Here is an 11,891-nt window from a genome sequence, read left to right as displayed (position 1 = left end):
GAAGGATCATTCCAGTTCCTTTGCGTTGTGCTCGACATCTGCCCAGTGCTTGTTGGCGGGCAGAGATCGGGCTCGGCGGGCGACGTCTTCAAACCGCACTGGCATGAAACCCCAGACATCGACGCCGACATTCACGCTGTTGTTTGAGCCTTTCCAATTGTTATGAACATGACCGAAGAGTTGAAGCGCCTCGCGACGAGCGTGGTTCCATGTGATCATTGGGTAATGGTAGAGCGTATGCATTTGGTCTTTTGGGCCATCCCGGACCTCGGCGAGGTGTGAAATGCTATCCCAAGGCAACGCCAGCGTCGGCTCCAGATCATGGTTCCCGACGACCAAGTGCTTGTGGGCACCCGGCAACTGGCCGAAGATCTCGGTGAGATAGGACAGCTCTTTGGCCTTTGGGCCAAAGGCGAAGTCTCCGACGATCCAAAGGTCATCATCAGGGTTCACCTTTGCCCATAGGTTCTCGATCATAATGGCATCCATTTGTCCCGAGTTGCGAAAGGGGCGATTGCAGAATCCAATGACATTCTCATGCCCGAAATGGGTATCGGCAGTATACCAGTTGGTCATGTGTGTTCTCCGTCGTGCGTTGGTTACGCGGGCGGCGACGGATGGATGCGGGGATGATGATCATCATAGGCGAACAGCGCGAAGCCGCCTACTATTAATTCGGGCGCTAAGTATGGGTATTATGTTTGCGCAATTTCATCATGCTAGGTCTCCTAGCGGGTTTTGGTGTGTTTGGCTATCCATGATTAGAAGTTCGCATTCGAGGTGAGGCTATAGCAGGGCAATGCTGCACATCCATTGAAGTGAACGCTTGTCGTGCTTATTGACTATTTTATTACGATGACAGCAGATGGCCGTCGGTTTTCGTTCACGGACTTGCCCAAAATTGACCGAGGGAGACTAAGGTGCAAAAGATAGACGCAAGCATCGCGGCGAGCGTATCGGAGCTCAAGAAAAGCCCTACTGCGGTCATAGATGACGCTGAGGGTAGTCCCGTCGCAATATTAAACCACAACCGGGTGATGGCCTACCTCGTGCCAGCGGCGACATATGAGGCAATGCTGGATCGGTTGGACGACCTTGACCTTGTTGAGATTGCTCGAACACGCGCCAGTGAGCTGCCCGCAAATATGAGCATCGAAGAGCTATGAAACCAAATCATACCATTCTGTTGGGATGAACGTCCGTGACCGCACTCAACCTGAAGGCGGTTTACATAACACCCGTTCAGCGACGTTCACGGTTCGTTACGACACATGGTTTCTGCCAGGGGTTGTCTGCGCGTACTCGCAAAATGATGAGCACGCGCAGACGGGCTGGAACAGAATTGGCCGGGCATATGGCGCGGCGCGATGGGCCCAGACAGGTTCGCCGCCATCCCCATCACCGCGCTTGATCCGCCCCACAGTGCGGCGTCTCCTGCGGTCCCCGCGCTTCATGGGTCCGGGTCCCCAAATCGTCATGGCCGACGTTGGCAATCAGGAAGCAAAGGCCTCCGTTTCGGTGATCTTCTCAAATGCGGGCAAAAATTCTTGGTGATGCATCGACAGATATCGCGCGACCCGATCACTGCTCATCAGCTTTGATATGTATCCGCGTGCCAGAACGAGATCGAGATGGTCCGCACCGTAACTGTCTTCGACGAGCCGAACCTCTCGTTCCAGGTTAGCGGACTCGCGTTCCATTAATTCAAGCTGTTCGCGCGAAATCCCTTTGATCTTCTTCGGCGTGGCAGCGGATACCAACATGTTTTCCGCTGTCGCTGCCAAAAGAGACCGGGCGTAATTGATCGTAAATTTATTCATAGCGACCATAAGCTGCGCCGCTTCGATCTGGCGCATGGGTTTCATCTTCTTGAGAATCTGAAAGCTGGTCAGCGCGACCTGCTTGTCTTTCAACAGATCGGCAGCCTCATCGCAGATACCGTCGAGCAAGCGGCGCTTCTCTTTGATCGTTTTGATGTTCACATTCAACGCACTGGCCAGGCGCTCCTCGGGGACGCCCAAGGACAGCGCCCGCAAGATCATCTTGTGCTCTTGAATGGTCGCAAGACGATTGATCCGCTTGTTGTACGTAAAGGCTTCATCGTCGGTTGAGATCAAGCATTGCGTCTCGGAATGGCCGTGATCTTTCAGCACCTCCAGGCGCAGATGGCCATCCAGCAATGTGTATTGGTTCGGCTCATGTTTGTCTGGTGCCACGACGATGGGTTCGACAAGACCAATTTCGTGAATCGAGGCGACGATCTGTTTGTACTTTGTACTCGACTTCTTTTGCGGTGCGACAATGTAAAGAGGGGCAATCTGATCAAAGCGAACCGTCAGTAGCTCCCGTTCGAAGGCAGCGACGACCTCTTTTTCGCTGGAGTTTGTGGTCATGTCGGCGCACTTTCCGCATGCGAAAGCCGATCGGTAATCGTCTTTGGCAGGCTGGCCAATCCTTCAGCACGCAGCAGCGTGACGAAGTTCTCGTCAGCCATCAGTGTTTTGAGCGATTGCAGGAGAAAGAGCATTTCGCTGCGTGTGGCATGCGCCTTACGCAACAGCATCTTCTTCTTTTCAACATCGTTCTCATAGGTCTTCAGTAGGCTCTCAACCGACAGGTTCTTGCGGGAACGGCCATCAGACGATGCTCGCCCTTTCCCGTGCTTCTGACGGGCTTCGACAAGACGTTTCGCCGCCAAAAGCCGGCCACCCCGGAGAAGCTTTTTCTCATAGGCCTGCCTGAGAATTGACTGTACTTCGACGTCCTGCGCGTCGGCGATGTCTACCGCCACGCTGACCGGGATCTTTCCACTTTCAACTGCGCGTAACAGGCGATGTTCATGGCTTTCTAAAAGCTTGATGACGCCATGCACATATTTTGTGGAAAGCTGTGTTTTGGCGGCGATCTCCCGTTCTGAATATCCGCTTTCTTTGAGACGCCGGATGTCTCTTAGCAAATCGAGCGAATGATGCTGACGGCGCGCCAAGTTTTCGACGAGGCTCATCACAAGACAGTCTTCGCTGCTAGCGTTGATGACAATCGCTGGGATTTCGGATTTGCCGAGGGCTTTGAACGCCTCCATCCGCCCCTGACCGCACACAAGTTCATAGCTTGGTTCAGATCGCCCCGCGGTCTCGCGTGCCGCAACTGTGATCGGTCGCTTTAACCCAAGTTCAGCGATATTCGCCTTGATCTCTTCGAAGACCTTTTGATTGCGAACCCTCGGATTAACGACGGTGATCGCGTCGACCGGAACAAGTACCGTCTGTTTGAGATCAGTGTCGCTCATCACGCCACCTCCAGAAGCGGTGCGCGCGCCGCCATCGCGAAGAAATGCGACAGGTCATCAAAACGGAATGCGTCAAGCGAGAGACCATTGTTCTCTGACAGGCGCAACTTCGATTGGGTGATTTCGAAGGTTGGGAGCAAATAGTAGTCCAGTGGCAATTCGTTCATTTGCCCCATCCGGACAACGATTGTCATATCGGGCAAGTGCCCGGTATCGAGGCGAATGTTCCAGCGAAACGCACCAGCACCTGTCTGCATGCAACGCGCGATCACGATGGACACTGTGAACTCGTCATTGATGGTTATGAGGTCTGTTTGCGCATCGCGATCAGCCGTTCCACCGACCGCGTCGACGCCGGCGACAACATCACGAATGATATCAGCATGAACGCCCCGCAGGCGTTTGTTGATTTCGATATAGCGATAGTCGCGATCTGATTTGAACCCGACAAGACTATAGGCCCGCAGCAAACTGCCGAACCGGCTTTGATACGCGCCACTCGACGGCAGACCAGCGGCCTCGTTGATCACGAAACCGGAGAGAAATCCGTGTTGTTCCAGCGTTTCTTTCAGACCTTCCAGCATTTCCTCGTCGGACATCCGTTGAGAGCGGGCAACGATAATTGCACCCGCAGCCTCGAAAAGGTCTGTACTGACGATAGCTTCAAAGGCACCAACCGCGCGTACCCAATAGCTGGGATCATTGCGGACATGACGCTTCTTCAGTTTGAATGAGTTGCGGTTCCAGATGTTGTTGCCGATGTACTTTTCGTTGGTGAGGATTTGCCGCACGACGGTTGGCGTCCAGCTCCGATCCAGATCGGTCTTGATCCCGCGCGCATTGAGGTCCGCGGCGATTTCGGCCTCAGATTGACCATCTCGAACGAATTCCTGGAAGATCTGATTTACAACGGCGATCTCGTTTTCCGGCCCTGGTACGAGCGTCACACGATCAGTCTGAATGCTCTTATGTTCACCGCGGGATAGGATGCCTTTCGCGTTGCCGGCTTCATCAATCAGCATGCGCCTTAGACCAAATCCCGGCGCACCACCTTGACGGTAGCCCAGTTCAATAAGGCGGGACTGACCTGCGAAAACCTTTTGCGACAGCTCTCTGCTGTATTCACCAGCCATCGCGCGCTTCAGGCCTTTGACGACCGTTGACATCGTACTGCCGTCATTTTCGAACTGTTCGGCGCAGTATTCGACTGAAATGCCCGCGCGCTTGCAGGCATACTCGTAGTAGGCGCTTTCGTCGGCGTCTTGGAAACGACCCCAACGGCTGACATCGTACACTAACACAGTCCGGAAATCAGCTTGGCCACCTTCGATATCTTCGATCAATTGGGTAAGACCAGCGCGGCCTTGAATGCGCAGACCACTCTTTCCCGCATCTGAATAGGTCTTGATGATCTGATGGCCGCGCTCATTAGCATATCGTTGGATCGCATCCGCCTGGTTTGCCGTCGAATAGCGCTGATGCTCGGTCGACATGCGGACGTACTGCGCTGCTTTGCGACGTTCGTCCTGTTCATGATCATCTTCTGGCCAGCCCAATGCTGCTGCCCTCCGTCATTCAAATTCTTAAATCCGCGCAGTTCGTTTGCGATTCCTTGTTCCATTTTTAGCATGGGAAGGGCGGCAAGATGTTTCCGAAGACAGGCAACACTTTTCAAAATGGAAGCGCAAAAGAGAACGGGCCGATAGAATACCGTGACGCGGTTTGGAGGGCACTAACGAGTGAGTTGGGAGGCACACATCAGGCGACCAAGACGGCGATGCGGTGGACAGGCGTAAGCGAACGGACCGCGAGAAACTGGATTTCTGGCACCCATGCGCCCGCAGGAGAACATCTGGTCGAACTGATGAGAAACTCTGATGCGGTGTTCTTAGCAGTGCTTTCTCTCGCGGGACGCAGTGAAGCGCATGTGTTTGCCAGCCTGGAAGTGGTTAGAGCAGAACTCGAAACAATCCTGAAGGCGATTGGTACGCTTCAAGAGCAGGGACACCTGGTGAGAACACGGAAGTGACTAAAATTTCAGATTTTGCCCTTGAATGGCAGTTTTATGGGGTCATGAATGGCAAAGTGTCTTACAATGCCGAAATTCGGATTGAATGAATTCAAAGGCTTACAAAAGTGAAATGGCAATTCTATGGGGCAATCTACAGGGCAGGGCGCTAAGATGCGGTTCCGGCGGGTGGAGGATCATCTGATCACGACCGCCTCCGGTCGCCTGCTGTGGCGGCGCGGCCATTGGGCCCGGATCCCCGAGCCTCTGAGACGCGAAGCCGCCGCCCTGCGGGACCTCTTTGATCCGCCCTCAGTCGCTCGAGACAGTTAAGCGCCAGAAAACTACAGCCGCCAACACGCCCAAGACCGCGAAGGCCAAGGCTGCACCGCTGGGGCTGAGCGTGTCGATCATCCAATCCATAGTTCCAGCCACGGCGTAACGCTCTCCATGGGGGCGCAAAATGAAGGGGGCCTCAACCCAGGCCATCAGGCCGAAGAAAAGCCCCATGAACGCGAGTAGCGCCGCGCCGATCCGGCGGTGCAAATTGGGCAATTTGATCATCCTCAGAAAGCCCTCTTCTCGCAGTCCGCAACACCATGGCTGCCCTTTGGGTGTCACCCCGATGCCTCAGCCGGGCACGTTAAGCCCCCCTTCAGCACATTTCCCGCAGACTGCCCACAATCGGTGCTAAATTCGCCACAAATCACCGACACCGCTGTCGGAAAGAAAAAAACATACGGGCAGTTGTAATGACATTCTCAACACGCAGGGCTTTGGCCTTCTCCCTTTTGGTCGCGTCTTTTGGCGGGCCTGCCGCTGCGCAGGACAGCGGTTTCACGCACCTTGGCTTCACGCAGATCTTTTCCAACGACTGGTTCGGCATGCCCATCGGCGACCGCTACGATCGCTGGCGCACGGGCTCTTACCAGGTCAGCGGCCTTTGGGGCCGCGATGAATGGGACGGCGCGTTGCCCTACGAGCCTTTCGCGTTGATCGAATTCCGTTTCCGGGGCGAGATCATCGCGCCCGATAACCTCGCGGCCCCGGCCCCCGGGGACCGCCGCTATGCCCCGGCGCTCTATTTCGGGGCGGCGACCCACTTCGACTATCGCGGGCTGGAGGTCTCTGCGGGTTTGGATCTGGTTCTGACCGGTGAACAGACCGGGCTGATGAACCTGCATGATGGCATTCACCGCACCTTCGGCGGCTCTGACGTGGACCTGCGCAACTTCATGATCGAGGACGGCACCTACCTCAACGCGACGGTCGAGGCCGGGCGCGCGTTTACCGTCGGCACTGCCAGCGTGCGTCCCTTTGTGGAAGCACAGGCTGGCGTGGAAACGCTGGTACGCGTCGGTGCGGACGTGCGCCTTGGCAATTATGACCCAGAGTCCTTCCTGATCCGCGACGTGTCCACGGGCCAGCGCATCGTCGCAATTCCCGGCGACAGCGTCGGCGGGTGGAGCTTCGCGCTCGGCGGCGATATCGCCTATGTCCAGAATTCGGTGTTCCTGCCCTCCAACGGCCCCGCGCCCGAGGATATGCGCTTCCGCCTGCGCGGCGGCGTCGCCCAGGGCTTCGGCCCCGTCGATTTCTTCTACGGCATCACCTACCTGTCCGAGGAATTCGAAGGTCAGGAGGAAGGCCAGCTTGTGGGCACCGCCTCCCTGATGCTGCGGTTCTGAGGCTTTCACGACTCACCCCAGGACGATTTCGCGAATCACCCTATTGATTTGAGCGAATCACCTCTGCTAGCGTCCCGTCCAAGGCCCGGGGATCAACCACCGGGTTACGCCAAAAACCGGCGAGGCAAGGGCATACACTATGGGTACGGGCTTTCAGGGCGCGTTCGTGATCGCATGGGCGCAGACCTGCATTGAGGGATTTCCGGCAGAACCAGAAATAGAACTGGTTGAAGGGATGAGTTGGAGCTGGCATGGCCAGCTGATGCCGCTGGAGGGCGATCCGGCGGCCCTGCTCCTAACGGCCAGCCGGGATCAGGATGAGCTTCGTGCCCGTGCGGCGCGGGTCGTGCGCAAACTCCTGCAGCACCCCGCGCCGGGCCCCGCCGAATTTGCCGCCTCTGATGCCGACCCGCTGTTTCGCGGTGCCTTCATCGTCAGCGATGGTGCCAAGTTTCACACGATTGTGCCGATCCTTCTGGAAGATGGCGCCGCACCGCTCCTGCTTTTTGTGGGCCACCCGCCCCCCTCGGGGCGCGAGTTGACGATCGTTCACCGCAACGAGGAAACCCTGACCCCCACGCCGTCTGACGCCCCCTCGGTGATCTGTTTCACGCCCGGCACCCGCATCCGGACGGAGGGTGGAGACGTCGCAATTGAAGAACTGGGCACCGGGGACCGCGTGTTGACCCGCGATAACGGCCCGCAAGAAGTGCTGTGGTCCGGCCACCGTCGCATGTCCGGCGCGCGCCTCTTCGCGATGCCAGACCAACGCCCGATCCGCATGCGCGCAGGGGCCCTCGGGATCGACCGCCCCGATGCCGATCTGATCGTCTCGCCCGAACATCGCGTGTTGGTCACCGGCCGCGCTGCGATGGATCTGTGGGGCGAGGCCGAGGTTCTGGTGCGCGCCGCCGATCTGGTGGGCGACAGCCGCATTACTGTCGACCATTCCCTGCGGGAGACGTTTTATATCCACCTGATGCTCGACCGCCACGAGGTGGTCTGGGCCAATGGCATGGAAGTCGAAAGCTTCCACCCCGGCTTCATGGGCCTTGATCATCTGACCAACCTGCAACGCTCTTCCATGTTGGAGTTGCGCCCGGAACTGGCGCAGAACCCTCACGCCTATGGCGCCCCCGTGCGCCGTATGCTGACAAGGGCCGAGGCCGCGATCCTGATCAATGGCGCGCCGACCAAACCGATTGCGGCACGCTCCATGTATGCGGCTCATTGACAGCCTCCTGAACCCTCTCTAAAGACCGCCCAGATCCCGGCAGCGATGCCAGGGTTTTTATTGGTGTTGGTGGCCCCCGCAAGGGAATGCCTGTCAGTCGCAAGACAAAGGACAACGCCCTTCAAATCTGCTGCGAGGAAGGTCGTCAGACCTGAGGAGTGGCGTAAAACCGAAGGAGATCAGCCGTGACCAAACGCACGTCTGCCAAATACAAACTCGACCGCCGCATGGGCGAGAACATCTGGGGCCGTCCGAAGTCCCCTGTCAACCGCCGCGAATATGGCCCCGGCCAGCACGGTCAGCGCCGCAAGGGCAAGCTGTCGGACTTCGGTCTGCAGCTGCGCGCCAAGCAGAAGCTGAAGGGCTACTACGGCGACCTGACCGAGAAGCAGTTCCGCCGCATCTACGCCGAAGCCGAGCGTCTGCGCGGTGACACCGGTGAATTCCTGATCGGCCTGCTGGAGCGTCGCCTGGACGCCGTCGTCTACCGCGCCAAGTTCGTGCCAACCGTCTTTGCCTCACGTCAGTTCGTGAACCATGGCCACGTCACCGTGAACGGCCAGCGTGTCAACATCCCCTCCTACCGGGTGAAAGAAGGCGACGTGATCGCCGTGCGCGACAAGTCCAAGCAACTCGTCGTCGTGCTGGAAGCCGTGCAATTGGCCGAGCGTGATGTGCCTGACTACATCGACGCCGATCACTCCAAGATGACCGCCACCTTCGTGCGCACCCCCGGTCTGGGCGACGTGCCCTACCCGGTCGTGATGGAACCGAACCTGGTCGTGGAATTCTACGCGAAGAACTGATCTTCGCCGACCCTCAGAATTCAGAAAGGCCGCCCCACCCGGGCGGCCTTTTTCGTTCTGCGCCCCTTGGGCCCATGTCTTTAGCCCTCCGGGATCAGGCGACAGGCGGGGCCGGTGGCTGCGCAAGCGTCCAACGCCTCCAGAATCGCGGCGTCACCCTCGCCTACCTCATAGCCGAGGGCGGCCAGCGTCGGGCGATAGTTGGCACGTGCGGCCTCGGGGCTTTCGTAGTGCTCAAACGCGAGGCGGAAGGCCTCGGCCGCTCCTTCAGTATCCCCGGTCGCGGCCCGCAAGTGCGCAATCGTGTCGAAGGAATTTCCAAAGGGGTAGGGTTGGTCGTCCATGCGCGGTTCAGCCCAGGCCAACCAAGCCTCCATGATTGGTATCGCCATGTCGACCTCGCCATTCACGAACATCCGCCAGGCCATGTTATTGCGGACCTCCACGTCGTTGTCGCTGGCATCCAGGGCAGGCGCAAATTCGGCAAGCACTGCGGTGACATCCTCATACCGGCCTTCCGCAAGATACGCGTTCACCAGCGGGTCAAGCGGATACAAATAGGTCGGGTCGCGGTCCAGGGCAGCACGGGCATCGCTTTCTACTTCATCCATTTGCCCCAGGTAGAAGTGCGTCAGCGCCATGGACAAATAGACGTATGCATCGTCATGGCCCAAGGCGACGGCAGTCTCATAAGCGGCCATGGCCAGTTCGTCACGCTCGTGAAAATACAGGCAGTCGCCCAGATTGGTCATGAACCAATAGTCGCCCTCTGCGGCCTCTCCCCACCCGGCAGGATCGGGGACCAGGTCCAACACGGCAGTCATGATCGGCGCGCATTGCTCGGCGTCGTTGTTGCGCACCGAAAGGGCCATCATCGGGGAATAGGACAGCGGGCGGTCAGGCTGCGCCATGATGGCGGCCTGGGCGCTGGCAAGGGCCGCGTCGGTATTATCAAGCTCATCATGGACGAGGAAAAGGTTGTAGTGCGGCACCATGTCTTGCGGAGCAAGCTCTGCGGCCACCTCGTAGTCCTGAATGGCACCCTCGAGGTTGCCCTGCACCTGTCGTAGGGCCCCGCGCTGATTGGCGGCTTCGGCGATATCGGTGTCTTCCGTTGCATAGAGCATCGCCGCAGCGCATGCGCCGATCATGGTCTCCGCCGGTAATGTGTCGTCAAAGCATTCGGCCTGCGCGGTCGCCAGCTCATCACCGAAGGCCGCGGAACAGGGAAGCAGAAGGGCAAGGGTAAAGGGAAAAAGTCTCATGGAAATCTCGTGTTAGAAGGGTGCGCCCAGTGTGTTCGGATCAGGGGGCTCGTGGCAAGCCTGACAAAGCGGAGGTTTTCCGTAGCACTACCGCCCGTGCATCCGCTTGCGCCGCGCGGTAATGCGCTCTTGCGCGGCCTGGGTGCCATCGTGGAATGACCCGAACAGCTTGTCCCAGGGGATCTCCAGACTGCCGTAGTTACACTCGAAATAGCGGTGGTGCATCTGGTGGTGAAAAGTGCCGAGCTTCAGGCGGTTGCGGTCGCGGATCACCATCCCCTCGAAGCCTGTGTGGGTCGTGGCAGCCGTCAGCGCGTAATACTGCAGGTGGAACAGGATGTGGACCGGATGGGCCGCAACGACAAAGTGGATCAGGACCGAGCCGAGGAAGATCACATGCTCCACCGGGTGCATCGACAGGCCCGACCAGGGGCCCACATTGATGTTGCGATGGTGCAGGGCGTGGACGTGTTTGTAGAGGAACGGGATGTGTAACGCCCGGTGAATCCAGTAGAAATAGAAGCTCTCCCAGATCGGGATCAGGAAGAAGAGCGCGACGAACCAGATCGGGTTTGCCGCCCAGGTCAGCCAGGGCGCGTAGCCGTTGGCCATGGCCCACAGAAGCAGCACCTCATAGGCGGTCCAGATCGTGACGCCCGAGGCGAGCGTCCAGAACATGTTGTCCCGGATCTGGCCACCCAGCGTGAATTGCCGCCCGTTCACCATCAGCGGGCGCGGGTCGAATTTCAGGCGCTGTCCTTGTTTGGTGTACGTGTAGAACCACAGGTGCAGCCCGCCCGCCACCAGCGTCATCAACGCCAGGTTTCGCAGCAGCATCAAGGCGATCGGCCCAACGCTGAGGGTCGCCATCGCCTCCATCGGCGGCTGCAGCCAGGTCCAGGAGATGAACGCCACCGCCACCAAAATCAGCCGCTCCGAGATCAGAAACCACGAATCCCAGAACCAGCGCAGCACCTCCCACGGGCGCAGAGGCCAGCGGAACAGCGGCGAGATTTGCAGTGGCACATCGGGGGCATGGTGCCAGCCTTTGAGGGGCGTTTGGGTCATTGCGCGGCCTTCCTCGGGATATCGGTCAGATCGAACACCCAAGGCAGCGCCGAGCCGCACCAGACCTGTCGCCGCGGGCGCAGGGCCGCGCGTTGGGTGATCGTGCCCACGCGCAAGCCAAAGAAACCATCGGGCTCGGACGGGGTTTGCGCATGCAGGCGCGTGCCGCAGTCAGGGCAAAAGCTCAGATGTCGTGTGCGTCCGCTGTCGGCGATCTTCTCGTAGACCTTTAACCTCCCGCTGCGCAGGTGAAATTGGCGGTCCTGGACCTGGACGATGGTTCCGAAAGCGGTCCCGGAATTCAGTTGGCAGTCCGAGCAATGGCAGATCGCACAGCGCTGGGGATCAATCACGGCGTCATAGGTGATCGCACCGCACAGGCATCTTCCATCCACTTGCATCGGCATGCCTTCCTTGAACCATGACGCACGAAGCATGGGCGCAGGGACGCCGCCGCGCAAGACCCTGATCATCCCCATAAACCCCGCCCGTTTTGGAACGTTTAAGGTCGATTAAGGCGCGCCTACAGGACG

13 protein-coding genes are annotated in these 11,891 nt (G+C 58.5%); 5 read left to right on the top strand and 8 right to left on the bottom strand.

What is annotated here, in order from left to right; genetic code table 11:
- Positions 1–6 precede the first annotated feature (6 nt).
- Entirely contained in the window at positions 7–576 is a 570-nt protein-coding gene (locus AC6I9R_RS19350) for a metallophosphoesterase (RefSeq protein ID WP_461428502.1), read from the bottom strand.
- A gap of 344 nt (positions 577–920) precedes the next feature.
- On the opposite strand from AC6I9R_RS19350, the gene AC6I9R_RS19345 reads away from it, so the two are divergent.
- Positions 921–1,166, top strand: a complete 246-nt coding sequence (locus AC6I9R_RS19345; RefSeq protein ID WP_461428503.1) for a type II toxin-antitoxin system Phd/YefM family antitoxin — start codon at positions 921–923, stop codon at positions 1,164–1,166.
- Positions 1,167–1,493: 327 nt separating this feature from the next.
- Here AC6I9R_RS19345 and AC6I9R_RS19340 read toward each other — a convergent pair whose 3' ends face one another.
- From AC6I9R_RS19340 to AC6I9R_RS19330, 3 genes are read right to left on the bottom strand one after another with little or no spacing between them, the layout of a single operon-like run.
- Positions 1,494–2,393, bottom strand: coding sequence for a plasmid partitioning protein RepB C-terminal domain-containing protein (locus AC6I9R_RS19340; RefSeq protein ID WP_461428504.1), 900 nt, complete (start codon positions 2,391–2,393; stop codon positions 1,494–1,496).
- Positions 2,390–3,289: a plasmid partitioning protein RepB C-terminal domain-containing protein gene (locus AC6I9R_RS19335; RefSeq protein WP_461428505.1), complete on the bottom strand. Its 900-nt coding sequence runs from the start codon at positions 3,287–3,289 to the stop codon at positions 2,390–2,392. Before AC6I9R_RS19335 ends, AC6I9R_RS19340 begins: the two co-directional genes overlap by 4 nt.
- Positions 3,289–4,845 (bottom strand): recombinase family protein, encoded by a 1,557-nt coding sequence (locus AC6I9R_RS19330; protein WP_461428506.1) that lies wholly within the window; start codon positions 4,843–4,845, stop codon positions 3,289–3,291. Before AC6I9R_RS19330 ends, AC6I9R_RS19335 begins: the two co-directional genes overlap by 1 nt.
- 89 nt (positions 4,846–4,934) lie before the next feature.
- Here AC6I9R_RS19330 and AC6I9R_RS19325 point away from each other — a divergent pair, with 89 nt between their 5' ends.
- Positions 4,935–5,318 carry a hypothetical protein gene (locus AC6I9R_RS19325; RefSeq protein ID WP_461428507.1) on the top strand — a complete coding sequence of 128 codons (384 nt, stop codon included), beginning with the start codon at positions 4,935–4,937 and terminating at the stop codon, positions 5,316–5,318.
- A 291-nt stretch (positions 5,319–5,609) separates the two neighbouring features.
- Here the strand turns inward: AC6I9R_RS19325 and AC6I9R_RS19320 are convergent, their stop codons facing one another.
- Positions 5,610–5,861: a hypothetical protein gene (locus AC6I9R_RS19320; RefSeq protein WP_461428508.1), complete on the bottom strand. Its 252-nt coding sequence runs from the start codon at positions 5,859–5,861 to the stop codon at positions 5,610–5,612.
- 188 nt (positions 5,862–6,049) lie between these two features.
- On the opposite strand from AC6I9R_RS19320, the gene AC6I9R_RS19315 reads away from it, so the two are divergent.
- From AC6I9R_RS19315 to rpsD, 3 genes are all read left to right on the top strand, one after another.
- A complete protein-coding gene (locus AC6I9R_RS19315; protein WP_461428509.1) occupies positions 6,050–6,985 on the top strand; it encodes a lipid A-modifier LpxR family protein in 936 nt (311 codons plus the stop codon).
- 139 nt (positions 6,986–7,124) lie between these two features.
- A complete protein-coding gene (locus AC6I9R_RS19310; protein WP_461428510.1) occupies positions 7,125–8,219 on the top strand; it encodes a Hint domain-containing protein in 1,095 nt (364 codons plus the stop codon).
- Positions 8,220–8,404: 185 nt separating this feature from the next.
- Complete coding sequence (gene rpsD / locus AC6I9R_RS19305) at positions 8,405–9,025, top strand: 30S ribosomal protein S4 (protein WP_461428511.1); 621 nt, start codon at positions 8,405–8,407, stop codon at positions 9,023–9,025.
- Between the two features lie 80 nt (positions 9,026–9,105).
- Here the strand turns inward: rpsD and AC6I9R_RS19300 are convergent, their stop codons facing one another.
- The 3 genes from AC6I9R_RS19300 to AC6I9R_RS19290 form a co-directional block, all read right to left on the bottom strand.
- A complete protein-coding gene (locus tag AC6I9R_RS19300) occupies positions 9,106–10,290 on the bottom strand; it encodes a tetratricopeptide repeat protein (protein ID WP_461428512.1) in 1,185 nt (394 codons plus the stop codon).
- Between the two features lie 87 nt (positions 10,291–10,377).
- Positions 10,378–11,358: a sterol desaturase family protein gene (locus tag AC6I9R_RS19295; RefSeq protein WP_461428513.1), complete on the bottom strand. Its 981-nt coding sequence runs from the start codon at positions 11,356–11,358 to the stop codon at positions 10,378–10,380.
- Positions 11,355–11,795: a GFA family protein gene (locus AC6I9R_RS19290; RefSeq protein ID WP_461428514.1), complete on the bottom strand. Its 441-nt coding sequence runs from the start codon at positions 11,793–11,795 to the stop codon at positions 11,355–11,357. Before AC6I9R_RS19290 ends, AC6I9R_RS19295 begins: the two co-directional genes overlap by 4 nt.
- Positions 11,796–11,891: the final 96 nt, after the last annotated feature.

It is taken from the genome of Gymnodinialimonas sp. (genome assembly GCF_059726805.1).
The sequence above is the reverse complement of the archived record's forward strand: the minus strand, read 5'-3'. Positions and strand labels throughout refer to the sequence as shown.

Excerpts from the sequence above, each read along its gene's own strand:
- AC6I9R_RS19325 (WP_461428507.1), top strand. The coding sequence starts at position 4,935 with ATGTTTCCGAAGACAGGCAACACTTTTCAAAATGGAAGCGCAAAAGAG.
- AC6I9R_RS19320 (WP_461428508.1), bottom strand. The coding sequence starts at position 5,861 with ATGATCAAATTGCCCAATTTGCACCGCCGGATCGGCGCGGCGCTACTC.
- AC6I9R_RS19290 (WP_461428514.1), bottom strand. The coding sequence starts at position 11,795 with ATGCTTCGTGCGTCATGGTTCAAGGAAGGCATGCCGATGCAAGTGGAT.
- AC6I9R_RS19310 (WP_461428510.1), top strand. The coding sequence starts at position 7,125 with ATGGGTACGGGCTTTCAGGGCGCGTTCGTGATCGCATGGGCGCAGACC.
- AC6I9R_RS19350 (WP_461428502.1), bottom strand. The coding sequence starts at position 576 with ATGACCAACTGGTATACTGCCGATACCCATTTCGGGCATGAGAATGTC.
- AC6I9R_RS19340 (WP_461428504.1), bottom strand. The coding sequence starts at position 2,393 with ATGACCACAAACTCCAGCGAAAAAGAGGTCGTCGCTGCCTTCGAACGG.
- AC6I9R_RS19335 (WP_461428505.1), bottom strand. The coding sequence starts at position 3,289 with ATGAGCGACACTGATCTCAAACAGACGGTACTTGTTCCGGTCGACGCG.
- AC6I9R_RS19300 (WP_461428512.1), bottom strand. The coding sequence starts at position 10,290 with ATGAGACTTTTTCCCTTTACCCTTGCCCTTCTGCTTCCCTGTTCCGCG.
- AC6I9R_RS19295 (WP_461428513.1), bottom strand. The coding sequence starts at position 11,358 with ATGACCCAAACGCCCCTCAAAGGCTGGCACCATGCCCCCGATGTGCCA.
- AC6I9R_RS19315 (WP_461428509.1), top strand. The coding sequence starts at position 6,050 with ATGACATTCTCAACACGCAGGGCTTTGGCCTTCTCCCTTTTGGTCGCG.